At 41.0% G+C, this 26,021-nt stretch carries 24 protein-coding genes; 19 read left to right on the plus strand and 5 right to left on the minus strand.

The window, feature by feature from the left end; translation table 11 throughout:
* The 7 genes from HCZ91_RS02385 to HCZ91_RS02415 all read left to right on the plus strand — a co-directional run.
* Window positions 1-288: transposase (locus tag HCZ91_RS02385; protein WP_179797892.1), on the plus strand; the 288-nt coding region annotated here is incomplete at its 5' end.
* Between the two features lie 118 nt (window positions 289-406).
* Entirely contained in the window at window positions 407-2,134 is a 1,728-nt protein-coding gene (locus HCZ91_RS02390; RefSeq protein ID WP_179797894.1) for an SLC13 family permease, read from the plus strand.
* Window positions 2,135-2,198: 64 nt separating this feature from the next.
* The gene (gene cysC, locus HCZ91_RS02395; protein ID WP_179797896.1) at window positions 2,199-2,801 is read left to right on the plus strand and encodes an adenylyl-sulfate kinase; all 603 of its coding nucleotides are present in this window, start codon (window positions 2,199-2,201) and stop codon (window positions 2,799-2,801) included.
* Between the two features lie 11 nt (window positions 2,802-2,812).
* Window positions 2,813-3,790, plus strand: coding sequence for a DHH family phosphoesterase (locus tag HCZ91_RS02400; protein ID WP_179797898.1), 978 nt, complete (start codon window positions 2,813-2,815; stop codon window positions 3,788-3,790).
* A 91-nt stretch (window positions 3,791-3,881) separates the two neighbouring features.
* Window positions 3,882-4,742: a UTP--glucose-1-phosphate uridylyltransferase gene (locus HCZ91_RS02405; protein WP_179798202.1), complete on the plus strand. Its 861-nt coding sequence runs from the start codon at window positions 3,882-3,884 to the stop codon at window positions 4,740-4,742.
* Between the two features lie 176 nt (window positions 4,743-4,918).
* Complete coding sequence (pgi, locus tag HCZ91_RS02410; RefSeq protein ID WP_179797900.1) at window positions 4,919-6,577, plus strand: glucose-6-phosphate isomerase; 1,659 nt, start codon at window positions 4,919-4,921, stop codon at window positions 6,575-6,577.
* Between the two features lie 25 nt (window positions 6,578-6,602).
* Window positions 6,603-7,883, plus strand: a complete 1,281-nt coding sequence (locus tag HCZ91_RS02415; RefSeq protein WP_179797902.1) for a UDP binding domain-containing protein — start codon at window positions 6,603-6,605, stop codon at window positions 7,881-7,883.
* 58 nt (window positions 7,884-7,941) lie between these two features.
* Here the strand turns inward: HCZ91_RS02415 and HCZ91_RS02420 are convergent, their stop codons facing one another.
* From HCZ91_RS02420 to HCZ91_RS02430, 3 genes are all read right to left on the minus strand, one after another.
* The gene (locus tag HCZ91_RS02420) at window positions 7,942-9,363 is read right to left on the minus strand and encodes a glycosyltransferase family A protein (protein WP_179797904.1); all 1,422 of its coding nucleotides are present in this window, start codon (window positions 9,361-9,363) and stop codon (window positions 7,942-7,944) included.
* Between the two features lie 11 nt (window positions 9,364-9,374).
* The gene (locus tag HCZ91_RS02425; RefSeq protein ID WP_179797906.1) at window positions 9,375-10,769 is read right to left on the minus strand and encodes a glycosyltransferase family 4 protein; all 1,395 of its coding nucleotides are present in this window, start codon (window positions 10,767-10,769) and stop codon (window positions 9,375-9,377) included.
* Between the two features lie 154 nt (window positions 10,770-10,923).
* Window positions 10,924-12,408 carry a phosphomannomutase CpsG gene (locus HCZ91_RS02430; protein ID WP_179797908.1) on the minus strand — a complete coding sequence of 495 codons (1,485 nt, stop codon included), beginning with the start codon at window positions 12,406-12,408 and terminating at the stop codon, window positions 10,924-10,926.
* 234 nt (window positions 12,409-12,642) lie between these two features.
* Between HCZ91_RS02430 and mazG the strand changes: the two genes are divergently transcribed.
* The 8 genes from mazG (at window position 12,643) to yjgA (ending at window position 20,253) form a co-directional block, all read left to right on the plus strand.
* Window positions 12,643-13,509, plus strand: coding sequence for a nucleoside triphosphate pyrophosphohydrolase (gene mazG, locus HCZ91_RS02435; RefSeq protein ID WP_179797910.1), 867 nt, complete (start codon window positions 12,643-12,645; stop codon window positions 13,507-13,509).
* Window positions 13,493-13,867: a ComEA family DNA-binding protein gene (locus HCZ91_RS02440; protein ID WP_179797912.1), complete on the plus strand. Its 375-nt coding sequence runs from the start codon at window positions 13,493-13,495 to the stop codon at window positions 13,865-13,867. Before mazG ends, HCZ91_RS02440 begins: the two co-directional genes overlap by 17 nt.
* 166 nt (window positions 13,868-14,033) lie before the next feature.
* On the plus strand, window positions 14,034-16,262 hold the full coding sequence (pcnB, locus tag HCZ91_RS02445; protein ID WP_179797914.1) for a polynucleotide adenylyltransferase PcnB: 2,229 nt from the start codon (window positions 14,034-14,036) through the stop codon (window positions 16,260-16,262).
* A 1-nt stretch (window position 16,263) separates the two neighbouring features.
* Window positions 16,264-16,785, plus strand: coding sequence for a 2-amino-4-hydroxy-6-hydroxymethyldihydropteridine diphosphokinase (gene folK / locus HCZ91_RS02450; RefSeq protein ID WP_102091395.1), 522 nt, complete (start codon window positions 16,264-16,266; stop codon window positions 16,783-16,785).
* A gap of 119 nt (window positions 16,786-16,904) precedes the next feature.
* A complete protein-coding gene (gene panB, locus HCZ91_RS02455; RefSeq protein WP_179797916.1) occupies window positions 16,905-17,705 on the plus strand; it encodes a 3-methyl-2-oxobutanoate hydroxymethyltransferase in 801 nt (266 codons plus the stop codon).
* A gap of 66 nt (window positions 17,706-17,771) precedes the next feature.
* Entirely contained in the window at window positions 17,772-18,674 is a 903-nt protein-coding gene (gene panC / locus HCZ91_RS02460; protein ID WP_179797918.1) for a pantoate--beta-alanine ligase, read from the plus strand.
* Between the two features lie 51 nt (window positions 18,675-18,725).
* Window positions 18,726-19,691 (plus strand): RNase adapter RapZ, encoded by a 966-nt coding sequence (gene rapZ, locus HCZ91_RS02465; protein WP_179797920.1) that lies wholly within the window; start codon window positions 18,726-18,728, stop codon window positions 19,689-19,691.
* Window positions 19,692-19,740: 49 nt separating this feature from the next.
* Complete coding sequence (yjgA, locus tag HCZ91_RS02470) at window positions 19,741-20,253, plus strand: ribosome biogenesis factor YjgA (RefSeq protein ID WP_057757930.1); 513 nt, start codon at window positions 19,741-19,743, stop codon at window positions 20,251-20,253.
* A gap of 200 nt (window positions 20,254-20,453) precedes the next feature.
* Here yjgA and HCZ91_RS02475 read toward each other — a convergent pair whose 3' ends face one another.
* A complete protein-coding gene (locus tag HCZ91_RS02475; RefSeq protein WP_179797922.1) occupies window positions 20,454-21,074 on the minus strand; it encodes a thiol:disulfide interchange protein DsbA/DsbL in 621 nt (206 codons plus the stop codon).
* A 505-nt stretch (window positions 21,075-21,579) separates the two neighbouring features.
* On the opposite strand from HCZ91_RS02475, the gene ubiG reads away from it, so the two are divergent.
* From ubiG to HCZ91_RS02495, 4 genes are all read left to right on the plus strand, one after another.
* Complete coding sequence (ubiG, locus tag HCZ91_RS02480) at window positions 21,580-22,407, plus strand: bifunctional 2-polyprenyl-6-hydroxyphenol methylase/3-demethylubiquinol 3-O-methyltransferase UbiG (protein ID WP_179797923.1); 828 nt, start codon at window positions 21,580-21,582, stop codon at window positions 22,405-22,407.
* Between the two features lie 67 nt (window positions 22,408-22,474).
* Window positions 22,475-23,185 (plus strand): HAD-IA family hydrolase, encoded by a 711-nt coding sequence (locus tag HCZ91_RS02485; RefSeq protein ID WP_101204604.1) that lies wholly within the window; start codon window positions 22,475-22,477, stop codon window positions 23,183-23,185.
* Between the two features lie 75 nt (window positions 23,186-23,260).
* The gene (locus HCZ91_RS02490; RefSeq protein WP_257019952.1) at window positions 23,261-24,097 is read left to right on the plus strand and encodes a YciK family oxidoreductase; all 837 of its coding nucleotides are present in this window, start codon (window positions 23,261-23,263) and stop codon (window positions 24,095-24,097) included.
* Between the two features lie 158 nt (window positions 24,098-24,255).
* The gene (locus HCZ91_RS02495) at window positions 24,256-24,522 is read left to right on the plus strand and encodes a DksA/TraR family C4-type zinc finger protein (RefSeq protein WP_101204603.1); all 267 of its coding nucleotides are present in this window, start codon (window positions 24,256-24,258) and stop codon (window positions 24,520-24,522) included.
* Between the two features lie 253 nt (window positions 24,523-24,775).
* On the opposite strand, the gene HCZ91_RS02500 is transcribed toward HCZ91_RS02495, so the two are convergent.
* Window positions 24,776-26,008: a CobW family GTP-binding protein gene (locus HCZ91_RS02500; RefSeq protein WP_346342171.1), complete on the minus strand. Its 1,233-nt coding sequence runs from the start codon at window positions 26,006-26,008 to the stop codon at window positions 24,776-24,778.
* Between the last annotated feature and the right edge of the window lie 13 nt (window positions 26,009-26,021).

The raw sequence follows: 26,021 nt of genomic DNA on the forward strand, positions 1-26,021 counted from the left end.
AAAAACATCAATGGCGATATATTCTATGACTGGTGCAAATACACGCTCATTCCAAGCCTTAAAACTAAATGCGTAATTGTCATGGATAATGCTAGCTTTCACAAACGAGTGAAAGGGCTACTTAATAGGCACGGTCACAGGCTTTTATTTCTACCATCCTATAGTCCTGACTTAAATCCTATTGAAAAGAAATGGGCGCAAGCTAAGTTTCTACGCCAAGGTTGGATGGAGAATAATTTACCTAAACTATTTCATGATATGGGTTGTACTTCTTTTATCTTGGATTGACTATAGCTATAAGTAATTTACTTCTCTTAAATTGCTATGTTTGCGTTTCAAATTTATTATATTAGCCGCCTTCCGCGAATAGTTTTATTATATTGAAGTATGCTGAGGCGTATATATTATGACCCTATCCATGTGGTTGCTAACTATTATTTTAGTTGGCTTAGTTGTTTTACTTGTCAAGTTTCAACAACATACTACAGCCATTTTTGGCAGTGTGCTTGTCTTGATATTTGCATTAGGGTGGGTGGACAGCGAAACATTACTCGGTAATGCAGCAAACGAAGGACTGGCGACATTGGTGTTGCTGATCCTTATTGCATATGCGTTAGAGAAGACCAGTGTTCTTACGCATCTTACTCGCTCGTTGTTTTCTAAATCTGAACGTTCCTCCATAATACGCACTATTACCTTCTCAGGTATCTCTTCAGCGGTATTAAACAACACAGCCGTAGTCGCTGCGATGATAAGCAGCATACAAAAAAACCCACAGGTGAATACTGCCCGTGTACTGCTACCTATGTGCTTTGCTGCAACATTAGGCGGTACGATGACACTGATAGGCACCTCTACGAACTTAGTGGTTAATAGTATGTGGGTGAAGCAAGGTCATGAGGCTATCGGGTTTTTTGACCTAACCCCAATCGGACTCATTGTCTTTTTGCTGGGTGCTATTGTTCTTTATTTCACCAGTCTTATGTTACCCAAAAAAGAGATGGTTGAAGAGGATGTTGAGGAATATTTTGTAGAAGCAAAGTTAGAAAGCACTTCAAGCTTAGTCGGTAAAACAGTGGAAGAGGCAGGTCTGCGAAATTTAGTCGATTTGTTTTTAGTAGAAATCATACGCAGCGACCGGTTAGTTAGGCCTGTTTCACACTCTCAAATGCTGAGGGCTGGGGACAAGCTACTGTTCAGCGGTAATGTAAAAAAAATACAAGTGTTGGATCAGTTTGATGGACTGAAGCTTTTTGCTCATAAAACTGGATTGTTAACTCAAGAGCTGACAGAGGTTGCTATTAAGCAAGACTCTAACTTGGTCGGAAAAAGCTTAAAAGAGACGGGGTTTAGAGCAAAGTTTGATGCTGCTGTCGTGGCGATACGTCGCGAGGGGGAGCAGGTCAGTGGTAAGTTGGGAGAAGTGCACTTACGAGCAGGTGATTTATTACTTCTAGCGACAGGTACTGACTTCGCCAGCCGTGACAATTTACGCAAAAACTTTTACATACTATCAGGAGTTACGCCAGATAATATGATTTCAGGCTGGCGCGAAAAACTTGTCATGGTAGGTTTTGTAGCGATGATTGTTGGCTCAGTCGTCACGGGCAGATCGCTATTTGATTTATCACTGTTTTTATTTGCGGCTTTATTATTTACAGGTTGTATTAGTGTCGACGAAATAAAACGTCATTTTCCTGTGAGTATTTGGCTGATTGTAGTCAGTGCACTGAGTTTAGCAAACGCAATGCAAGCTGTAGGCATGGATGGACAGATAGCTAGCTTTGCTGCTAATAGCTTATCAGGTTATGCACCTGTATGGACATTACTGGGCGTGATGGTTCTTACAATCATGATAACTGAGCTTTTGACTAATAATGCGGCTGCTGCTTTGATGTTTCCAATAGCCTATAGCTTAGCGATTGGTATGGACGTTAACGCTTTTCCATTGATATTGGCAGTGTGCTTTGGAGCCTCTTGCTCTTTTATTAGTCCTTTTGGTTATCAGACCAATCTGATGGTCTATAACACAGGACTTTATAAGATAAAAGACTTTGTAAAAGTGGGTGGATTGATCACCGTAGTGTACACTTTAGTCTGTGTTATTATGATTCCTATCGTTTATCCATTTTAAACACCCACTACATAGACTTAATTAATAATTGTATTAGAGATTTTATTGAAACTAAGGATGAAACATGAGTAAGGCTACCAATATTGTATGGCATGATGCAGGCGTGTGTCCTGAAGAGAGAAAAGAAAGGATTGGTTCTGAACCTTGTATACTATGGTATACAGGACTTTCAGGTTCTGGAAAGTCAACTGTGGCGAATGCTGTAGATAGACTTTTGTTTGATAAAGGTTATACTACCTATCTGCTAGATGGTGATAATGTGCGCCATGGTCTTAATAAAGACTTAGGATTTAGTGATGCAGACAGGGTCGAGAATATTCGCCGTATATCTGAAGTCAGTAACCTTTTTTTGGACGCTGGTCTCATCGTAAGCACCGCTTTCATTTCACCGTTTAGAGCCGATAGATTACAGGCAAAAGCATTGATCGGTGATAAACGTTTTATTGAGGTCTTTGTTGACGCACCACTCGAAACCTGTGAAAAGCGTGATCCCAAAGGCCTTTATCAGAAGGCACGTGATGGCATGATCAAAAACTTTACAGGAATTGATTCACCGTATGAATCACCAATTGCTCCAAGTATCCATCTATCGACCAATTGTGATGACATCGAACAATGTGCCAGTCAAGTAGTGGACTACTTGCTCAATAATCAGTTTATCAAATAGGCAGTTCACTAATGAGTAAGTATATAGATGTATTCAATGGTGATGCTGATGGAATCTTTTCTTTAATACAATTGAGGAAATCGCATCCTATCACTGCTTATGATAAGCAAATACTCATTACTGGTGTAAAACGTGATATTGCTTTAGTTAGTAAGATTGATGAAAACCTCGCAAATGATGCTCAGATCACCGTATTAGATGTATCATTTGATAAAAACGACAAAGAGGTAAAGCGAGTCTTAGAGCATTGCCAGTCGTTATTCTATTGTGATCATCATAAGGCCGATAAGCTGTTTGAGCATAAGAATTTAAAGACAGTAATTAATACCGAGCCCACAGTATGTACAGGGTTGTTGATTAATAATATGTTGAATGATAAAAATGTATTATGGGCAGTGGCTGCGATTTATGGTGATGGCTTAGACAATGTTGCTAGCGAACATGTTAAGCGTTTAGGGTTAACTCAAACACAATGTGAGCAGCTAAAAGAGCTAGGTATTTTGGTTAATTATAATGGCTATGGCAATTCAGTAGCTGACCTGTACTTTGATCCTGCCGATTTGTACCAGCGATTAATAAATTATGATAGTCCTCTTGCAGTCATTACTGACCCAAAGTCTCCCTATCAGACACTCAAGCAAGGTTATGAGTCAGACATCGCAAAAGCTGAGACAAGTGAACAGTTAGTTGATAATGACCTCATAGTAGTGATCTTAGAGGATGAACCTTGGGCTCGTAGGATAAGTGGTACTTATGGTAACCAGTTAGCAGCGACCAATCCAGGCAAGCCTGTCGTAATCGTAACTGATAACGCTACAGGCTCATATGCAATAAGCCTAAGAGCACCTAAAGATAATCCTTATGGTGCAAGCACTATATGTAGTCAGTTTAATACTGGAGGTGGCCGTGAAGGAGCTGCAGGAATCAATGAGCTACCAAAGAGTGATTTAGCTAAATTTATAGAAGTGGTGCGCAAGTACTATATCTAGATAAAAATACTTGTTATCTCATTATAAAGTAAATATGGTCACTTAAAAAAAGATGAAAAACTAGCGGGATGAATTTAATATGACTAATAAAATTAGGAACGTAAGACATGCAGTAATACCAGTTGCAGGTTTTGGTACACGCATGTTGCCTTTGTCTAAGAGCATTCCCAAAGAGCTTTTGCCCTTAGGCAATCTTCCTGTTATCCATTATGTTATTGAAGAAGCTATTGCCGCAGGCATTAAGCATATCGTATTGGTCACACATCCACAAAAGCAGGCTATTGAAAATTATTTTGATATCAATGTAGAGTTGGATGAAGCCTTGCGTGATGGTGGCAAAATTTCTTTAGCAGATAATTTACAATGGTTACCTGATGATGTGAAGATCTCTAGTATACGACAAGGCAAGCGATTGGGACTTGGTCATGCAGTTGCAGCAGCTAGACCTATCATCGATGGTCATGATTTTGCAGTATTACTACCCGATGTGGTGATTGATCCTTTCAAAACTAATTACGCAAAACAGAACTTAGCTTATATGACTCAGAAGTTTGCTGAGACTGGATATTCTCAGATTCTTGTTGATCCTGTTGAAAAAGAAAATATTCATAAATATGGTATAGCAAGGCTTGATGGAGACAACCAAATTTATCGTAAATCTAAGGTTAACCAAAGTTTATCAGTAGCTGGGTTTGTAGAAAAACCTAATGCCAAAGACGCTCCTTCCAATTTGGCTGTAGTGGGGCGCTATGTGTTTGATCATCAGATTTTGGATTATTTGGATAGAACAGCGCCTGACAAAAAAGGTGAGATTCAATTGACAGATGCTATTGATGCTTTGATTGCATCAGCAAGAGTTGATGTAACCACGATGATTGGAAACAGCTTTGATGCAGGTAGTATGTCCACCTACCTCAAAGCTTTTGCTTATTTTTCTGAGCAACAAACATAGTTAATCTATTAAATCAGTGTCTGCGCTATATTTAAATTTCTCTTTATGACCCTTTATAAATCTATGTGTGACAACTCCTAGGCGATAGTTTTTTACAATTATGCTAAGTGCTCATTGGAAATAAAAGATAATGCTGACAAACACAAATATTTTTAGATGCAATATTGGACAAAGCTATGAATGATCCTACCTTAGCTCCACAATGGAAAAAATTGGTCAACCACTCTAATACAATTGCAGATTTAGTGACTCTGTTCGAAAATAACGATAGAAGAACAGAGGATCTACTAATTGATTTTGAGGGTGTGTGCTTTGATTACTCAAAGCAACTAATTGATAAATCAACTAAAAAATTACTGATTGAATTTGCAGAGCAGATGGGTTTGAGTGATGCTATTGATAAGCTGGTATCTGGATACAAAGTAAATACGACAGAGAACCGTCCAGCATTGCACACTGCTTTAAGACTACCCAAAGGTGCTAGTCTAATAGTGGATAACGTTGATATTGCTAAACAAGTTCATCAAAGCTTGGATAGCATGGCCGTTATCGTAGAAAGATTGACGTCGGGCATTTGGAGGGGCTATTCGGGTAAGGCTATTCAGGATGTTGTTAATATTGGTGTAGGAGGATCTGATCTTGGGCCACTGATGGCCTGTATGGCATTATCAGAATGGACAGGAGAGGAACAGATTAAACAAAAAGGGCTTTTTTATAATTGTATTGAAACTCATTTTGTTTCTAATATGGATGGTACACAGTTAGATAAGTTGTTAAGCACGCTTAATCCTGAAACTACTGCCTTTATTATTTCATCTAAGTCTTTCACCACTTCTGATACACTTTCAAATGCTCAGACTGCTTTGGCATGGTTATCTAATAGCTATGATAATGAAAAGAGTATCAAAAGAAATCACTTTATTGGTATTTCTGCAGATGCCAAAAAAATGGATACGTGGGGTATACATAAGGCTAATCAGTTGAATCTATGGGATTGGGTTGGCGGACGTTTTTCCATGTGGTCTTCTATTGGTTTGACAGTTGCTATTAAAATTGGAATGAAAAATTTCAATGAACTATTAGCAGGTGCATATCTAATGGATAAGCACTTTATCGAAACTCCTTTTACAGATAACATACCTGTTATGATGGGGTTGCTCGGTGTATGGAATAGTAGTTTTTTGGATATCAATGCTCATGCTATCCTACCTTATGATGGGCGTTTGAAATATTTTCCTAACTATTTGACTCAATTAGAGATGGAAAGTAATGGGAAGTCAGTGAATTTAAAAGGTCAAAAGATCACTTTTAATACTTGTCCTATATTATGGGGAGAAGTTGGTTCAAATGCTCAACATGCTTTTTACCAACTTCTGCACCAAGGTACCCAAGAAGTAGCTTGTGACTTTATTGCTTTCATCAATCGCTATGACGAAGATCGTCAAGATATCGACCAACAGCTACTACTACAACATAAACTAAGTTTGGCCAACTGTTTAGCCCAAAGTCGAGTTTTAGCATTTGGCAATGAAGCTGTCGATTTACAAGAAGTATGTAGCGCAATGTCTGCTATGCACAAAAACTATCGAGGAAACCAACCATCTTCTACCATATTAATTGATAAGCTATCACCAAAAACATTAGGCATGATGCTTGCTATGTATGAACATAAAGTCTATGTGATGTCTGTAATGTGGGGGATCAATCCATTTGACCAATGGGGTGTGGAAATTGGTAAGGTGATGGCAAAGCAGTTAAATGATGCTATTCATCAACAATCTTTAGATTATGACGACTCGACGAATGCATTGCTCAAACGTATTTGTAACCTCTAACTACATTTAATCCTGATAATAAACTATGAAAAAAACATCTACACAAGAAAGTAGTATTTGTATTATTGGTAACAACGCGAAAGCAGTAGCAGGAGCTATGGCTCTTACTTATTTTGGGCTATCAGTTACCTTTTATGCTCTATCTAAATCAGCAGATGAGCATGTACGCCGATATCAATTTGATAAAATACTGTGCAATCAATGGCAAAAAAGTCTTGACGATGGTAGCCTGATATATTGTACATTTGATCAAGCGGTTCTTCCTTCAATAAATTTCGATACCTACTGGTTATTTCTAGATCAAATGACAGATGCTGTTCAGCAGAAAGTGTTGGATTATCTAAAGTATCAATCTTGTGATGTGTGTTTGAGTGGTATTACCCAAATTGGCCGAATAGAAAGCATTGCTAAACAATTAACTTCAGAAAATGTATTTTATATTCCGTTTGTGTTTCTTAATGATGCTTCAATATTCTTGGCCACTATCGAGCCAAGATTATTGTTGATAGGTGAAAAAACAGAAAACACGGCTAAGAATAATGTGGTTTGTAGAGAGTTTTTAGAGCATACAGACAATTATTGCTTACATAACTTAAAAACTATTGAGTTTACACGAAGCTGCATGATGAATTTGATGGCCAGTAAGCTTAGTTTAATAAATGAATTAGCAAGGCTGGCCGATCACTGTGCTGTAGACATGTTTGATGTCGAATCACTACTAAAACTAGATAATCGCCTAGGCGTAGGATTTCTAAAAGCAGGTTGGGGGTATGGTGGGAGTACGTTACCTAAAGAGAATGCGATTTTAAAAAAGCATCTACTAGATTTAAAGTTGTCTGCTAATATCGTTGATGAAGTAGTGTATATAAATAATGACCAGAAAGAACTAATCTTCCGTAAGTTATGGCAATATTTCGATTCAAATATTGCCAGTAAATCTATAATGATATGGGGTGCTGGTTATAAAGAAGGAACAGGAAGAACTAAAGGGAGTGCGATTCACAATGTGTTACCTTTGCTATGGGGACACAATGCTATCACGACTGTTTACGATCCTTTAGCTAAAGATGAATTGAGTGAAGAGTACAGTTCTGATGAACGTCTGAAGTTTACCGACTTTCCTTATGCGAACCTTGAGCATATCGATGCTATTATTATTATAAATTGGTCGGAGGAATATCGTCCAGATATCTCCTTAATAAATCAGAATAAGACTCCTATTTTCGATGCTAAAAACCTACTTAGGCGAGTAGAAATTCAGCAGTTAGAAGGTTATTACACAGGCATTGGCCGAGGAATCGGCTAGATGGCTGTTTCTATTGTTTTCTACTGATTTTCAATATGATAAGTAAATGAGCATATAGTTAATAGTGTGCTCGTCGCAACATCTCGATATGTTCTAATCGCCATTTTTCCCAGTATTGTAGTCTCTGAATACGAGAGTCAGTACTTTGGGTGCCTGTATGTTTTGCATTCATCAATGAGTCAGAGCGATGAGCCCCTAACGTTAATGGTTTACTAACATGACGGATACTTTGGCTGCCAAACACTAATTTAAACCTCTCAAACAACTCGCTGTCTGCTCCTGTACGGAAAGGCTGCCATAAAAAACCATCTTGTAACATATACTTTAAAGTATGACGCCGAAACATCAAAGAAGCGGGGTTTTTTTGCTTATAGGGGAATGCTGCGCGGGCGAAGTAACTTCCTTGATTGTCAATTTTGATCCAATCTGAAGTGGTAGCCATTAAGGTTTGGTCTAGAAATAATGGCATTACTTGGTGTTCAATCTTCAAAGGATGAGCCCAGTCATCTGAATCATGGCAGATAATAAATTCACCAGATGCATATCTTAAACCGTTGTTTTTTGCCAAAAAAGTACCGGTGTTGGTCTCTTGGTGAATAATCTTGATACGAGGGTCTTTGTTGGCCACTTCCTGTGCAATGCTTAAGCTGTCATCAGTACTGGCATCGTCTATCAATATCACCTCGATATTATGCCAGCTTTGGTTTAGGAAACTCTCTAATGTAGAGCGAATATATTTACTGGCATTATACATGGTAGTCAAAATACTGACTCTGAACCGCTTTTCTTTATTCATAGACAGGAGCGCGGTATAAATAGAATTTTCTACTTGTAAATTTAGACTATCAAATATGGCATTGTCATCGATAACTTTGTAATTAGGTAAATCAAAGAGCGATTGATAATTATTTAGATAATACAGCTTATCTGTATGAGTATTCGCTTGCCAATTGCTCTCTAATAGTAGGAGATCTGGGTGTTCGCGACTATTGAGTATTAGTTCTCTATGAGCCACTAGTGTTTGGTTATCTAAAGTTTTCTCTGGCTGATTATTTTTAGCTTTATTTTGGAGTAAATAGGCTGACTGCAATGCACGATGATAGATCGTGATCTTGGCTGTGGGTAGGGTATGTATAAGTTTGATTGCTAGAGGTAAGTTGTACTTTGCAAGCTCTCTTATTAACTCTGGCAAATAGCGGGATATGGTTGGCCTTTTTATGAGTCGGTTAATAACTTTTTCGCATTCCTCTAGCTTGCCGTAAGCTGATAGTGCTTGTACATAAGCTACACCAGCTCTGACGCTACCCCCTCGCCACTCGGCTTCTAACAGTGGGGTATAAATACCTAACCGCGCACACATCCAACGTCGCTTACTTGTTATTGTCCATTGATAGTTGGGCAATAGGGCTAAAGCTTGCGCGAAATTACGTTTTTGTATTTGCTGATAATAAGTAGGTATTCTAAATATGAATTTAGGCATATGGATATGTCCTACGGGGATGGGTGATACTCAGTTAAGGTGATAATATCGTAACACTTGTTTGAGTAAATGGGATGGTTCTGTGAGCGCAATTTTTTTAATAAACCAGTAAGTACTGGGATAAAGACTTGAGTGCTTAGATTCTGTAAAAAATAGTCACGGTTAAACGCTGACCTACTTGGCTCAGAAAGTACCTGTATCAAGGTAGATGGAAGCTGTTCTTTGTTAGTTGGAATAATGACTCCATCTTCAATTAACGAGTTTAAAGCTGGTGTTTCAGTTGATATAACGGTCAACCCCATGGCTAGAGCATCGATAAGTTTTGCAGGTAGTTGATACTCGCTAATGATTGAGTCAGTATCTTGTAAGATGACACATACATCACCCATTGAAACAAACTCACTAATACTATGATAGGGTTGATTTGGTAAGAACTTGAAATTAACCCCTTTTATAGCTGTGAGCTTGTCTTGAAAGGCTTTATTAATAAAATCACCTATAATAAGGAATAAAAAGTTGTTTTCTTTTATTTGAGACAGAGCTTGTGCAGTCTCAATTAAGCCTTTGTGCGGCTTAGGTGTACCAAAAAATAGTAATACTTTCTGCGTAGGTGGTACGTCATACTTCTTTCGCATTTCTAAAGTAAGCTGTTTTGAGGGTAGAAACTTATTAGCATCTCTAACATGAGGGATTACTATACCTGAATATCTAAATTGTAGCGCGGCATTGGATACGGTAATAGCGTCAAAGGTATTAGCCAAACTAACACTTTTATTAAGCCAGTAATCACTACGAATATTAGTTATATCTGTATTCTTTGGAAGAAAACCCTTGTCAAATTGACCAAATCCCAACTCCTCGTCATCAACATCCATAATTATGTGAGTATTCCAAATCAGTTGATATAGTCTACCTATGATTAAGTTTGGTAATCGCGGTTTTGACAAGTGTATGATATCGAAAGGATGTGATCGGACGAAATCAAAGGCTTTATAAATTAGTTCTGCAGTATCTTTTACTGTTATGAAACTGCAAAGAATATCTGAAAGCTGCATCGGCTCCCACAGTTGCTTTGGACGTTTGGGGTTAGATGAAATGACACATCCAATAATAGAGGTATTGTATCCACAATGCTGGTAGAGCTCAGCTAAAGTGAGTACTCTACCAGCAGCATTATGTGATAAATCCCAGCCACAGACGGCTATTTTTTTTCCTTTATTAAAGTTCTCAAGCTGAAGTTGTTTTTTAGCATCATTAAACATATCAGCTTGGAAGTCTGTTAGTGTGGCTTTATGTTTTAAGGTACCAGAAAACTGATAAATACATTGTTGCCAATCTTTTTTTCGATAGGCTTTTTCTGCCTGATACTTATAGTAATTAGCATTTATTTGATTGAGTAAAAACAAGCTATCTACCTTGGTTTTGTACTAAGTAATCATTCCACACATTGGGTATTAGTATACTTTCATAGTGAGTAAGATCAATTTAAGAGATACTCTGAATACTATTAGCTGTAAATAGCCACATAGTATTCAGAAGTACGGTTATGGAGAACTAAGGTTAAGCTGTCCTCGCACCTTGTGCTGCTAACCATTCATTTATTTCTTGTATCTTAGTATCTAATAACTCTCTATCACCGCGACTTTCAATGTTTAATCTGATAAGTGGCTCTGTGTTAGATGCCCGCAAATTAAAGCGCCACTCTCCAAAGTTCAGACTCAAGCCATCAAGCGTTGATTTGACTGGATTGTGCACGCTAAAATTCTTTTCAATCGCGTTGATGATAGTTGGTGCATCGTGAGTGGTGAGGTGAAAGTTTAATTCGCCTGAGCTAGGGTATGCTTGGATATAGCCTGTGACCAATTCTGATAAGGTTTTACCAGTGATAGAGAGTAGCTCAATGGTCAATAACCAGGGAATCATGCCGCTATCGCAATAGAAAAAATCACGGAAATAGTGATGGGCAGACATCTCACCACCGTATATAGCACCAGAGTCACGCATGACTTGCTTAATGAATGAGTGTCCAGACTTACTGATGACGGTCTTGCCACCATGGTCGTTAATAACGGCTTCGGTGTTATAAATTACTCGTGGATCATAGACGATAGATTCGTTAGGGTACTTATTTAAAAAGGCTTGCGCGAGCATACCGACCACATAGCTTCCATCAATAAATTCGCCTTTTTCATTGAATAAAAAGCAACGGTCAAAATCCCCATCGAAGGCAATACCAAGATCGGCATTATGTTCTAAAACAGCTTGCTGGGTAGCCACTCTATTGGCTTCAATCATAGGATTGGGAATGCCGTTAGGGAAGCTGCCATCAGGGGCATGATGTAACTTAATGACTTCAACATGTGTATTAGCTTGTGCTAGCTTCTCAATTAATAAATCAACCACTGGCCCGGCGCTGCCATTGCCTGAATTAATGACCAGCTTGAGTGGCTTTAGTTTATCAGTATCGATAAAGGTCATGACATGATCGACATAAGTACTTTTATCGGTCAGTAATTGTAGTTTTCCTGATGGATTGTCAGTCGTGAATTTGCCAGACTCAGCAAGCGCCTGAATTTCTGCCAGACCATCATCGGCACTGATTGGTTTTGAATGCTCTTTGACCAATTTTAAGCCATTATAGTTGATAGGATTATGACTGGCAGTGACTTCAATACCGCCTAATGCCTGATAATGACTGGTGGCAAAATACACCTCTTCAGTACCACTCATGCCCAGATCGATTACATCGATGCCTGCATCCATCATACCTGCGATCGCTGCTTGCTTTAGTTGTTCACTCGAGTGACGAATGTCGCTACCGATAACGATAGCAGGTCGTAGCGACGTTGTATCATCGGGCTGAGTGCTAGCGGCATGATAACGTTGATACAAAATCTGAGCAAAAGCACGCCCAATACGGTAAGCAATTTCTTCATCCAAATTAACGCCAAGCTCACCACGAATATCATAAGCTTTGAATGAGCTGATCGTAATAGGATTAAATTCAGTTTTTGGCTGATAGATAATGGTCGTAGAAGTAGACATAATAAGAAAATTCCTTGCGCGTGAGCAATGGTAAAATAATAAGGTAGATGGCACAATTATAAGCTAATAAGTGTTCAATGCTACACTATCGTCAACTTATTACAAAAGAGTGAAAGCGTTAACCTGGCGTGAAATGCCATGTATACAGCTGCATTTGATTGCTTTATCCCCTTTGTACATTGAATAAGCCACAATTATTACATTAAGCAATAAGCAAAAATAAGAGCCTCCCTTATGAATACTCCTGATAATAAAATCACAGTGCCTGCACCAGTACAAGGAACACCAGAAGCCACAGGACAGCTTGATGATCTTTTAGCATTGATGGCACGGCTGCGAGTTGATTGTCCATGGGATAAAAAGCAAAGCAATCATAGCCTGATTCCTTATGCCATCGAAGAAGCTTATGAGCTAGGCGAAGCGGTACAAACCGATGATGATGAAGATATCAAAGGCGAGCTAGGCGATGTGCTACTGCAAGTTGTGTTTCATTGTCAGATGTATGCTGAGCAAGGGCGCTTTGACATGAGTGACGTCATTACTACTCTACAAGAGAAGCTGATTCGTCGTCATCCTCATGTGTTTGAAGCAGAAACGCTCAAAGACGATGCGGCAGTAAAAGTACGCTGGGATGAGATTAAGCTTGAGGAGCAGCAGGCACGCGAAGCACGTGGTAAATCAAAGCGTCGCTTAGATCAAGTCAAAGCGGGTAGCGCATTGATGCAGGCGCAGGATGTACAAAAGCAAGCATCAAAATTGGGTTTTGATTGGGAAGGTATTGCAGGTGCCGTAGATAAGCTAGACGAAGAGATTGCTGAGCTAAAACATGAGCTGACAGATAAGTCTACAGCTGAGGTCAAAGCTAACATCAGAGAGGTCGAAAAGGAATTAGGCGACTGTATGTTTGCACTGGTCAATGTTGCACGCAAATTAAATTTGGATGCAGAGACAGCAACCTTAACCTGCGTGCACAAGTTTAAATCTCGCTTTGGCTACATTGAAACTCAATTGGCTGCTGCTGGCAAGCGTATCGAAGACAGCGATATAACAGAAATGGATGCACTGTGGGAAGCGGCGAAACAACATGAACGCTCATCGTAAATTTTCATTTGCCAGTTTACTGACGACCACCGCTTTTAGTCTCCTATTGTCTGTGGTCGCACTCAGTAATGCGAATGCAGATCCTTGTTTTGACGACCCTAAACGTGCCTATGAGTATTTAATCGCAAAAGAAAAAGCTATCACACAAGCGCGTGAGCAGAAAGTTATCAATATCAATCGAGCTAATGAAGGTGAGCTGGTTTCGTTGGATGGTATCGGTAGCAGTAAAGCGCAGGCGATAATTTTATATCGTGATATGTTTGGCGATTTTAAGACAGTGGACGAGTTAGCAAAAGTGAAAGGTATCGGTGCAAAAACAGTCGAGAAAAACCAAAGACGTTTAAGCGTGCGCGATTAATGACAGTGTTTTGCATTAATTAACCCCAATATTGACAAAATAGCATGTAAGTAAATGTCATAACACCCCCAGTAGGTCCAAAATTTGTTAAACTAGCGGGTACATCCGCCTGATAAACGCTGTGTTATTCAGGGGTAGTTAAAGAATACCGGCGAGGAGTAGATGCATGGCCGAGCGTGCCGCCAAGCAGTTAGAACTGAATAAATCTGAATTACCCAATTCCATTACTGAAGTGATTGCCACATTGACTCGTGCTGGGTTTGATGCGTATATCGTCGGTGGTGGGGTGCGCGATACTTTATTAGGTCTGCGCCCGAAAGACTTTGATGCCGTCACTGATGCCAAGCCACATGAGATTAAAGATGTCTTTGGTAAGCGCTGCCGCATTATCGGTCGCCGCTTCCAGTTAGCGCATGTGTATTCAGGTCGCGAGTTGATTGAAGTTGCTACTTTCCGTGGTCCACCAACCAATGACGCTAATACCAATCAAGATGGTATGATTCTGCGCGACAATGTTTGGGGCGATATCCAACAAGATTTCTCCCGTCGCGATTTCTCTATCAATGCGCTTTATTATCAACCGCTCAAAGGCATCGTTCATGATTTCTGCGGCGCGCTTGATGATATTGACAATAGAATCATTCGTCTATTGGGCAATGCGCCAGTACGTATCGAAGAAGATCCTGTGCGCTTGCTCCGTGCCTTACGTTTCAAAGCCAAGTTAGGTTTTGAGTTTGATGAAGCGTTGTCCGCGCAATTCAATGACGGGAACTGGGCGCTGCTTGAGCAAATATCACCGCATCGTCTCTATGATGAAACGCAAAAGATGTTTACCGGTGGCTATCTAGTACCCCTATTGCCATTATTATTTGAATCAGGTGCGATTGATAGTCTCATTATCTATCCACCGTCTGAGCCAAGTGCTTTAGTCAATCAGGTAGCTATCAATACTGATAAGCGTATTGCAGCGGGCAAGAGTATCAACCCTGCGTTCTTCTATGCTGCCTTACTGTGGGAAAATTACCTACATCAATTGGCAAAAGCTAAGAAGCGCAATATGCCGTTTGCCGAAGCGCAAATGCATGCTGCTGGTAAAGTCATTGACCGTCAGCGTATCAAAACCGCTATTCCGAAATTTGCTGAGCAATTTATCCGTGATATCTGGATATTGCAGCCAAAACTTGCAGCCCCGCGTAGCAAACAGATCGTTCAGCTATCTGAGCATCCGCGTTTCCGTGCGGGCTTTGACTTTTTGTTATTGCGTGAACAATGTGGCGATGCTGAGCATCCGCTATCAGAGTCAACCAACGATATGGGTGACTGGTGGCAGACGTATCAAACCTTGTCTGAACAAGAGCAGCAGCAAGCGATTGATGAGTTTGACGAAAATATTCGCCGAGGTGCTTATAAAAAAGGGCAACGTGGTCGCGGACGTAATCGTCAAGAATCAAAAACACAGACTACTGATAATGCAGCACCCAATCAGAACAGTACAAAGCAAAATAAAGCCGATGACCGTGCTGAAAAAGGTAGAAATGAGCAATCAATGGTAAATGATTCGTCAAATATTCCAGCTCGCCGCCGCCGCGCTGCAAGTCAATCTAAAGCTGGTTGCACTGACAGTGGTAGACATAACGTGCAGCAAGTAGAGCAAGACAATAATGAGCTTGCTCAGCTACAGCAGTTGTCTCTTGCTAATAACAAACAATCAGCAAGTCAACAGGCAAAGCCTAAGCCATTATTTGTTATCGAGCACGAGAACGTAGTGCCACCATTGCAGAAGCAGCTGTCAGCTGATGATACGTCGAAGCGCAGCAAAGCACCTGTACGAAAGCCAGCATCAACCAATCAAGATGCATTAAAGCAAGCGGTTAAGTCTGAACGCTCAAATAATGTTCAGCCGTCTAATACTAATAAGCCAGAAGCTCAAGCGTCAGCTAGTCAGGCTAGACCAGCTCGCTCGATCGCAAGATCACCTGCGTTAGTTAGTATGAATAACGAGCCGATCCCGCATAAGCGTCGCCGTCGTCAACCTACTGTAGATAATACGAGCAATACCGAGGTACAAGGCAATAGCGATGCGAGGGATAGTAAAGGCAAAGCACAGCCAGCAGCGAAGTATGCGAAAAAAGCGCCTAAACCTGCAGTTGAATCAACTGCTAAAAGCGATACTAAAAGTGTAAAGGAAGTAGCTAGCAAGGCAGTAGGTAGCAAAGACGCGACAAAAACTGCTGCACCTGCGAGAGCCAAAAAATCGGTGAAAGCAACTACTGCAAAGGCTGCTAAAGCGAAGCAAGATACGAATGATCAGATGCCTGCTGTGAAAGTAACTGATAGTAAAGGCCCTGTACCATCGAAGCGCCGCCGCCGTCAGCCTAGTACTGAAAGCGCATAATATGGATAACAGTACAGATAATAGTAACTGGGTTACCTGTTATGTGGGTTTGGGTAGCAACCTCGCTAATGAGCTGGGTTCGCCTGCTGATCATTTGCAGCAGGCGCTTGCAGTAATGCGAGCACATGAGCAGGTACGTAAAGTAAGTGTCTCTTCTTTTTACGCTTCAGCACCGATGGGTCCGCAAGATCAGCCAGATTTTGTTAATGCAGTAGCTGGTTTTGAGACAACGTTTGCCCCTTATGAGCTGCTTGCTTTTTGTCAGCATTTAGAAAGCATGGCTAAGCGGGCACGTTTGCGCCGTTGGGGCGAACGTAGTCTAGATGTTGATATTTTGCTATACGGTGAGATACAGATTACCGATCCAACACTGACAATACCGCACGCTGGTTTAAGTGAGCGCAATTTTGTCTTAATACCACTGCGAGAGATGTCACCACACTTAACCATCGCAGGTAAGTTGATAGGTGACTATTCACAAAGTCGCGATTGGACAGGTTTAACATTACTATCAAGCGATTGATTATAAGTAAATGATGCTAAGTGATAGATGATTGGGAGATTGGTCTGAGACCTCTCGATCACAGCTAGAATAGTAGCAATATTGATAATCAAAGGCATTGCAGATTAATTGAGGGTCATATGACAACATTATCTACTCTAAATAAGTTTAAAAAAGACGGTACCAAGTTCACTTGCTTGACCTGTTATGACTCGATGTTTGCACGAATGATGGAAAAAGCCGAAATTGACACGATTCTAATTGGGGATAGCTTGGGCATGGTTGTACAAGGCCATGACTCGACACTACCTGTAACAGTCAATGATATGGCTTATCACACTGCCAATATTGCCCGTAGTAATAAACACGCGTTGATATTGGCTGACCTGCCGTTTATGAGTTATGTGACATTGCCAGAAGCCGCTGCTAATAGCCGCGCGCTGATGCAAGCAGGGGCGCATGTGATAAAAATCGAAGGTGGTAGTGAGCTTTGTGAATTAGTAACGGCCTTGGCGCAAGCAGGTACACCAACTTGTGTGCATCTTGGTTTGACTCCACAATCAGTCAACGTGTTTGGTGGCTATAAAATTCAAGGTCGCGGTGATGAAGCGGCTGATAAACTGCTTGCCGATGCTAAGGCAGTCGTAGCCGCTGGCGCTGCACTGCTAGTGTTAGAATGTGTTCCAGCCGCGCTTGCAAAAGCCGTTACTGAAGCCGTTACCGTGCCAGTTATCGGTATTGGTGCTGGAGCCGATACTGATGGTCAGGTATTGGTTATGCATGACATGCTAGGTATGGCGCATGGCCGAGTGCCACGTTTTGTCCATGATTTTTTAACAGATGAGCGTAATAGCGCACACAGTATCGAAGGTGCTTTTGCGCTCTATCAGCAGTCAGTACGCGAAGGTAGCTTCCCGACTGAGCAGCACCAATTTAGCTGATTTTGAAGTTATTAAAGTTATTTACGCTATTGAACAACAGAACGTTTGAATAGAAGAAAAGTAATCATGTCTCCAATTATTTATCATGATATCTCGTCACTACGTGAAGCGCTGCAGCCTTATCGTGGTCAGCAAAATGACAAACAAGGCCGTCAGCAGCGCATTGCGTTAGTACCAACGATGGGTAATCTGCATGACGGTCATCTTGAGCTGGTAAGAATTGCCAAACAGCATGCAGATGTAGTGGTGGTCAGTATCTTCGTTAACCCCACTCAGTTTGGCGTTGGGGAAGATTTTGACAGCTATCCGCGTACACTAGATGCAGATGTGGCTAAGCTTGCGACAGTGAATGCAGATTACGTGTTTGCACCTAGCATTGATGCGATGTATCCAGTATTACCACCACCTACTGCTGTATTAGCTGGGGCTATTGCCAATCAGTTATGTGGTCAATCACGTCCTGGACACTTTGATGGTGTCGGTATTGTGGTCGCTAAATTATTCAATATCGTACAACCAGATGTGGCAGTATTTGGACAAAAAGACTATCAGCAGCTTGCTATCATTAAGCAGTTGGTACGTGACTTGAGTTATCCTATTAATATCATTGGTGCGCCTATTGTTCGTGCTGATGATGGCTTAGCGCTATCATCGCGTAATCAATACTTAAGTGCAAATGAGCGTCAAGCTGCCCCTGTATTACATCAAGCATTGCAAGAATTAGCGCAGAGTTTGAAAAGTACGGCTCTTAGTCAGCAAGCATTTGATAAGCTATTAGTAGAGACGCGGACACGTATTAGTGACGCAGGTTTTATTATTGATTATCTGGAAATCAAGACTGAGGAGTTAGGTTCTGTCGTAAGTGACTCTAAAACCTTTAATATAGAAAACAAAAACATCGTTATTTTAGTCGCAGCATGGCTAGGAAAAGCGCGTTTGTTAGACAATCAGTTGGTAGTGGTAAATTAGCTTTTATGACATAGCAGTAGACTAGATACAATAGACTTGGATGAGTAGATCATGGGTGTAAGTCAGGATCAAAATAGTAATGCGGCAGCAACGATAGCGGATCAGACGTCTACGAATAAGCTCAGTATATTAGTGGTCTCAGGGCGTTCAGGATCTGGTAAGACCTCAGTATTGAATATCTTAGAAGATCTAGGCTATTACTCTATTGATAACCTACCGCTGTCTTTGTTACCTAATGCTGCTCATAAACTGGTTAATGAAAGCGGCATTTATCGTATTGCGCTGGGTGTCGATATTCGAACGCCACGTGCGGATTTATCTAACTTTGCAGTGACATATGCTTCTCTCAAGGAAACTTATGGGTCGCATGCGGTACAGATTTTATATGTGACTGCACAAGAGAGTACGCTGATAGCCCGTTTCAACGCGACGCGCCGTGTACATCCTTTGATGTCACAAGATATCGATAGTGATAACGCTAAGCATATAGCCTTTAATTTACCTGCTGCTATCAAAAAAGAAGTTGAGCTATTAGAGCCAATTGCTGGTCATGCTGATATTAGGATTGATACCAGTAGCCTAAATATTCATCAATTAAAAGACAGCTTGCGTGAACATATAGGCATGGACAATCAGATTGTCATCAATCTACTGTCTTTCGGTTTTAAATACGGTAGTCCTATCGATGCTGACTTTGTATTCGATGTTAGAATTTTACCGAATCCACATTGGAACCCTGAGTTACGTGACTCGACAGGATTGGATGCCGAAGTAGGCGCATTCTTCTCAGATTATCCAGAAGTAGCAGAAATGATGGGTGATATTGATAATTTTTTGACCCGTTGGCTACCAGAATTTTTGCACAATAATCGTCATACGGTCACGGTTGCCATAGGCTGTACGGGCGGCAAACATCGCTCTGTTTTTATCACTGATCATCTACAACGCCGCCTTGCTGACGCCATGCCTAAAGGCGTGAAGGTATTGGCAAAACACCGCGAAAAAAGTCGTTGGTAATGATATCAGACACTATTTAATTTATTAATTATTATTTTGGAAAGCTTTTATGATCGACTGGAAAGAACAGGACATGCGCGTCTCGCGTACAGAACTCAAAAAAGCCCATGAGCGCTTGCAGCAATTATCTATACCGCTTGCTAGCTTATCGAAAAAACAGCTAAAAGCCTTACCTGCCAGTGACTATTTTATGGCGGAGCTAATGGCATTGGCTGATATTACTAGCGCCAATGCTCGTAACCGTCAGACCAAACGTGTTGGCAAGCTTATGATTGAAGAAAATCGCCATGAGCTGATAAAAGCACTATTTGATGCCTTTTTTCCTAAAGAGCAAGTCTCAAAAATAGAGAGTTGGTACGAGCGTCTAAATATCAATGACGAAGGTACGCTCAAGCAGTTTGTGAAGCAATATAAAGCTTCTGAGCACCACAGTATGTATCAGTTACTGTTGTGGATAGAGTATGCCAAACACATGCAAGATGATGAGTTGTTGGCAGAATCTAAAGCAGATTTGGCAAGTTATATTCGTGAAGTGGCTATTTTATCGCAGCTGAAGAAATAACATCTATATACCAAGCTAGAAATCTATTAATTAGAATTTTATTAGTTGAAAGATTAGTAGTTAAAAAATGGGTGATTAAAAGACGTATAGCTAAAATGTTAAGATGCAAAAAAGCCAATCAATTTATGATTGGCTTTTTTGTGCATGACGTACGGATGTACTGTGCGTTATGTCTATTATTCAAGTATTTATTGCTTGAGTTATTTCTTTTCAGCACGGGCTTTGTCGACCAAGTAGTCGACGATTTTAGGTACTTTAGCACTCTCACCAGTGACTACATATTTGCCTTGCACCACCACAGCTGGTACGCCAGAAAGCTGATAACGTTTAGCGCCTTCTTGTGAGCGACCAATTTTTGTACCAACAGCAAATGAGTTATATAGGCTGTTAAATTTCTTTTCATTCACGCCTTTTGACGCGTACCATTTGCTCAATGATGATTGATCAAACAGTTTTTTACCATCTTTGTGGATAGCATCAAATAATGCAGAATGAGTTTTGTCTTCGAACCCTAAAAGCTGAGCCGCATAAAAACCGCGTGCATTGGCTTCCCAAACAGGGTTAAGTGCCGCTGGTGTTTTGAAGAATACGACATCTTTGTCTTTAGTCTTTGCCCATTTTTCCATATGCGGATCAAGCACATTACAATGTGGGCAACCATACCAAAAGAATTCACGAACAATGATGGCATCACCGCTGATTTTCTCTGGGTTGTCTAGCACACGGTAATCTTTTCCAGCGACATAGTCTGCAGCTTGTGCGCCCATAGAGGCAAGTCCAATGGCCATGGCTAGACCAGTCAGTGTGATGACACGTTTCATACTTTATCCTTGAGGTGTGGAGACTTAGAATGGGTTAAGAGGTTTGTGTCTATATGGTTGTTAAACATGTGACACTCTAAAATATATAGCTTTTAAAGCGTCTAAACCAGACAGTGTCGAGTATAATCGAACAATAACAAAGTATCGACTATGATAACGTAAAATGTATGTACTTGTGAATCGCATTCTTAACCGATAGTTGTAAAGCTGTTAGCTATTATTTAAGGTATATTGCTTGTTACTTTTTGAATCTACTGTTTCTCAAGTGTCTGCTTTATTTCTATATGGAACTTAAGAGATTCAAAAGTATCAGAATGCGATATTGTCACAAGGATACGTATCTTTTCTATATCAAGATACTGCCCAAAAAACAGGGTAAAGTTTAAGCCTATTCACAATCGCTGACGATGTGCTTACGACAAAACTGCTACTCTCATGCTAATATTAAGCACATAATCATGCACTGTAAACGATAATAACGATAGTGACAATCAAGGAACATACCATGAGCTCTGCTTTAAATTCTTCATCAACTTCAAATGATCAAAATAATAATAGCGCTTTCAATAGTACAGAGTCTACCACCATCAACGTAGATCCTAGCGAAGTCGAAAAATTTAATAACTTGGCGAGTGAGTGGTGGAGCAACACAGGGGCGTTTGCAACGCTACACGAGATCAATCCATTACGTTTAAACTGGATAGAAGAAAACGTCAAACGTGGCTATCAAAACGATGCTAATAAAACCGCTGAGCAAGGGCTTGCTGGCAAAAAAGTACTCGACGTAGGGTGCGGCGGTGGAATATTGTCAGAATCTATGGCACGCCGCGGTGCTGATGTGACAGGGATTGATTTAGGTACAGAAAACCTAAAAGCTGCTGCGTTACATGCAGAGCAAAGCCAGTTAGAGAATACGCTTCGCTATCAGCATATACCCGTTGAAGAGTTGGCAAAAACACATGCTGGTCAGTTTGATGTAGTGACTTGTATGGAGATGCTAGAGCACGTGCCAGATCCTAGCTCGATCGTGCAGGCTTGTTATGAGTTGTTAGCTCCTGGCGGTGTCTGTGTACTATCAACGATTAATCGCAATCCTAAATCTTATCTGTTTGCCATCGTTGGTGCAGAGTATGTACTGCGGTTGCTTGATCGCGGCACCCATGACTATGCCAAATTTATCACGCCAGCAGAATTAGACAAAATGGCACTCAATACTGGATTTGTTCGTCAGGATATTATCGGTTTGCATTATAATCCGCTGACCAAACGCTACTGGCTTGCCCAAAACGTCGATGTTAATTATATGATAGCCGTACAAAAGCCATTGGTTTAATGCTGCACGCAGCCATTTATTTGCCATACTTTCACTAAACACGTCATCAATCTCAAGAGCATTCACTATGACCCAATTTGTAAAAGCTGTTTTATTTGACCTTGATGGGACATTAATCGATACTGCTGCTGATTTTGTTCGTATCATTGGTAAAATGAGTCTCGAAAATGACTGGCAGGCACCGCCTGAAGCGGAAATCCGCGAGCAAGTCTCTGCGGGTGCCTCGGCCATGGTGCAATTGATGCTAAGACATAACGATCAACTCGAAGTCAGCGAGGAAGCATTGCTTGAGTTTCGTCAGCAGTTCTTAGATGATTATGAAGCAGATATCTGTGTCGATAGCTGCGTGTTTCAGGCGCTTGAAGCGGTACTGACTGAACTTGAAGCAAAGGGCGTGCCATGGGGTATCGTTACCAACAAGCCGCGTTATTTAGCTGAAAAGCTATTAAGTGAGATGCAACTGGATCAGCGCTGTGCAGTTTTGGTCTGTCCAGATGATGTATCTCGCACCAAACCAGACCCAGAGCCAATGTATATGGCGCTAGAAAAACTTGGTATCCCACGAGGGGCGGCAGGCTGCGTACTTTATGTCGGTGATCATGTGCGTGATATTGAAGCTGGCAATGCCGCTGGCATGCCAACGATTTTGGCTGCTTATGGATATATTCCACCTGAAGATCAAAAGTCTTTGAAAAAATGGGGCGCCGACTATATTACGGATACGCCTGAGCAGTTAAACAAATTGCTGCTATCGTCTGGTAAGTTTGAGTATTTATAGACTGCTACATATCACCAGATTTACAACCATAAGCACATATCCTCAACGATTTAATGATAAGTAGTGAGCAATGCCATGAGTGACAATAATAACCAACCAGTCGATCCACAAGACAATAAAAAAACGGTTCAAAGTCCTATTCAGCCTTTGACTCATGATGATATTCGTAACTTTGTACCGTCCAGTAATTGCCTAGATGGTAAGACTATTTTGGTGACTGGAGCAGGGGATGGTATTGGCCGTGTTGCTGCATTGACCTATGCTCGTTATGGCGCCACTGTCTTATTGTTAGGCCGCACTAGTAGCAAGCTTGAGTACGTCTACGATGAGATTGAGAGTCTTGGTGGTAAGCAGCCTGCTATGTTGCCGATGAACTTAGAAGGGGCGACTTATGCCGAAATGCAGCAGCTCGAAGGGCTAATTAATAAAGAAGTCGGCCAGTTAGATGGTATCTTGCATAATGCTGGTATATTAGGACAATTAACGCCGCTTGAGATGTATGATGTCGATACTTTCGCCCAAGTGATGAAAGTCAATTTCACAGCGACTTTTATGCTGACCCAAGCGCTATTGCCGCTATTAAAAGATGCTGATCATGGGTCTGTTGTTTTCACCTCTAGCACTGTAGGTACACATCCTCGCGCATTTTGGGGTGCTTATGCACTTTCTAAACAAGCAGTAGAAGGTATGAGTGATATCTTTACTCAAGAGACGCAGAACACAACCAATCTACGTTTTAACTGCGTTAATCCAGGTGGTACTCGTACCAATATGCGTGCGCATGCGTATCCAGGTGAAAACCCGATGAGCTTAAAAACACCTGAAGATATCATGGCAGGCTATGTCTGCCTGATGAGTGATGAGAGCATTGGCGTACGAGGTCAGGTCATTGAGCTACAACCAAAAGACTAGTAGCAAAGTTTTAAGGTGAGTCAAAATAATTACGTCATTCTTTATTGATGGTTTTATACACTATCGCAGGTTGCAATTAACCATAGCTAGCCCCATCTATTTGTTATTAAAGATATTTATATTGTCTAATTATAATGAATGAAAAATAGGATAAGATTATGGCAGGTGGCTGGTCAAGAGATGGTGCTGAGCACGAACAAATGGATGCAACGGTCAATGATGCATTGGAACGCGCGCGACGTTCGTTACCGACAGGTGTGAGTGCTGAGCTGTGTGACGAATGTGGTAAGCCTATTCCAGAGGCAAGGCGACTAGCGGTGCCCGGTATTCAGCACTGCGTTAGCTGTCAGACGGAGCTTGAACAAGAAGCAAAAGCAGCTGAGCTGTTTAATCGTCGTGGTAGTAAAGACAGTCAGTTGCGTTAAACAATAGTTAGGGCGTGTCCTCAATTCAATCGATAGTCATCTAAATGGGTTAAAAATGGCTAAATCTTGCCAAACGGCGTCAAATAGCTGACTAATATCTCGATATTATCTGCGCTATTTTCCTTGTTTGACTGCGACTTATCTCATTTTTATCACCATTTTTAAAATGAGGACACGCCCTAGTTGCGTTGAAAAAAGAAAGGGCGGACATTGCTAGATAAAATAGCAATGTCTGCCCTTTTTTTGTCTGTTGCTATATAACCAGTGCCATCAGTTCGCGATCGCACTCTTCCCAATCTATCAATACTGATGACGCTTTGGCACCATTCTCAGTTTCTGATTTTTCTGTAGCTGTATCGACAGTATTGTCTAATTGCAAAATAATTTCCAATCGACTATCCGTCTGTGGGTCGATGGTTCTGGTAGTTAGACTACCAGGGTTAAAATTGATCTGCATCCAGCCATCAGAAGTATGTACCACGCCTTTAATGCGTTGCCAGTTTGGCAGTGCTAATAACCAATCCTGTAAATCATCAGCGTCTAGTACATAGTGTGCAGGTAATCGCCATCCAGCCAATTGAAAATCTTGCTGCTCTTCATGGTAGCGATAGGGCAGATCACTATCAGCACTAGCCTGAGCTTTAGTCTCATCGGTAGATGAACTCGATGATGGCACAGTTGCTAAGGAGCTAGCTTGAGACTGTAAACCAATCATCGATTTTTTAGGATTAGAGATACTGACTTTTCGTTGATTCGAAATGATAGAGCTAGGCTGATTCAGTTGGTCGTTTAACGTTTTAGAGTATGCATCTGCTACAAGACCATCTGCTACAAGACCATCTGATGAATGAACGTCTGATGAGTCTGTTGTCTCAGATGCTGTTAGTCCTGATGCTGCCCAAATGATTTTTATTTGTGAATTTAGTTTGGTTATCCATTCTAGCAAGGCTTGCTCTTTGCTAGTATTTAATTGGACATAACGATTGATTATCAGCACATCGGCATCACGGACATGCGCTTGAAAACCATCATGATCACGATACTTAATCTGTTGCCACTGCTCGCCACTCAGTACGGTTATCACAGCATTCATCTTTAGGGCGGTTTGCCAGTGCGGCGCACTAAGTTGTAGTATCAGCTCACGTGGATGTGCCAATCCTGTGGGCTCGATCAACAATCGCTGTGGATGATGGTCACTGAGCAGACGACTGATTGCAATCTGTAAGGGCAGCTGGCTGGTGCAGCAAATACAGCCACCACTGACTTCACGAATGGCAATATTCTTTTGCTCAAGATCGTTATCTTGGGAGCTGGCTAGGAGTGCGCCATCAATACCGATACGACCAAACTCATTGATTAAGAGAGCCCAGCGTTCGTCATTCGGTTTCGAGGCCAGTAACTGATTGATTACGGTGGTTTTGCCAGCACCTAAAAACCCTGTCACTAACGTGCAGGGTATGTTTTGAAAAATAATTTGGTTTTTCACAGGTATGCTCATC

This window comes from Psychrobacter sp. BI730 (assembly GCF_013414195.1).
Lineage (GTDB): Bacteria > Pseudomonadota > Gammaproteobacteria > Pseudomonadales > Moraxellaceae > Psychrobacter.

What these genes read in the sequence shown, in the direction of transcription:
- rapZ (WP_179797920.1), top strand. Translation starts at nt 18,726, where the DNA reads ATGGGTGTAAGTCAGGATCAAAATAGTAATGCGGCAGCAACGATAGCG.
- cysC (WP_179797896.1), top strand. Translation starts at nt 2,199, where the DNA reads ATGAGTAAGGCTACCAATATTGTATGGCATGATGCAGGCGTGTGTCCT.
- pgi (WP_179797900.1), top strand. Translation starts at nt 4,919, where the DNA reads ATGAATGATCCTACCTTAGCTCCACAATGGAAAAAATTGGTCAACCAC.
- HCZ91_RS02485 (WP_101204604.1), top strand. Translation starts at nt 22,475, where the DNA reads ATGACCCAATTTGTAAAAGCTGTTTTATTTGACCTTGATGGGACATTA.
- HCZ91_RS02390 (WP_179797894.1), top strand. Translation starts at nt 407, where the DNA reads ATGACCCTATCCATGTGGTTGCTAACTATTATTTTAGTTGGCTTAGTT.
- mazG (WP_179797910.1), top strand. Translation starts at nt 12,643, where the DNA reads ATGAATACTCCTGATAATAAAATCACAGTGCCTGCACCAGTACAAGGA.
- panB (WP_179797916.1), top strand. Translation starts at nt 16,905, where the DNA reads ATGACAACATTATCTACTCTAAATAAGTTTAAAAAAGACGGTACCAAG.
- HCZ91_RS02400 (WP_179797898.1), top strand. Translation starts at nt 2,813, where the DNA reads ATGAGTAAGTATATAGATGTATTCAATGGTGATGCTGATGGAATCTTT.
- folK (WP_102091395.1), top strand. Translation starts at nt 16,264, where the DNA reads ATGGATAACAGTACAGATAATAGTAACTGGGTTACCTGTTATGTGGGT.
- panC (WP_179797918.1), top strand. Translation starts at nt 17,772, where the DNA reads ATGTCTCCAATTATTTATCATGATATCTCGTCACTACGTGAAGCGCTG.
- HCZ91_RS02490 (WP_257019952.1), top strand. Translation starts at nt 23,261, where the DNA reads ATGAGTGACAATAATAACCAACCAGTCGATCCACAAGACAATAAAAAA.
- yjgA (WP_057757930.1), top strand. Translation starts at nt 19,741, where the DNA reads ATGATCGACTGGAAAGAACAGGACATGCGCGTCTCGCGTACAGAACTC.
- HCZ91_RS02420 (WP_179797904.1), bottom strand. Translation starts at nt 9,363, where the DNA reads ATGCCTAAATTCATATTTAGAATACCTACTTATTATCAGCAAATACAA.
- HCZ91_RS02475 (WP_179797922.1), bottom strand. Translation starts at nt 21,074, where the DNA reads ATGAAACGTGTCATCACACTGACTGGTCTAGCCATGGCCATTGGACTT.
- HCZ91_RS02430 (WP_179797908.1), bottom strand. Translation starts at nt 12,408, where the DNA reads ATGTCTACTTCTACGACCATTATCTATCAGCCAAAAACTGAATTTAAT.
- HCZ91_RS02495 (WP_101204603.1), top strand. Translation starts at nt 24,256, where the DNA reads ATGGCAGGTGGCTGGTCAAGAGATGGTGCTGAGCACGAACAAATGGAT.
- pcnB (WP_179797914.1), top strand. Translation starts at nt 14,034, where the DNA reads ATGGCCGAGCGTGCCGCCAAGCAGTTAGAACTGAATAAATCTGAATTA.
- HCZ91_RS02415 (WP_179797902.1), top strand. Translation starts at nt 6,603, where the DNA reads ATGAAAAAAACATCTACACAAGAAAGTAGTATTTGTATTATTGGTAAC.
- ubiG (WP_179797923.1), top strand. Translation starts at nt 21,580, where the DNA reads ATGAGCTCTGCTTTAAATTCTTCATCAACTTCAAATGATCAAAATAAT.
- HCZ91_RS02440 (WP_179797912.1), top strand. Translation starts at nt 13,493, where the DNA reads ATGAACGCTCATCGTAAATTTTCATTTGCCAGTTTACTGACGACCACC.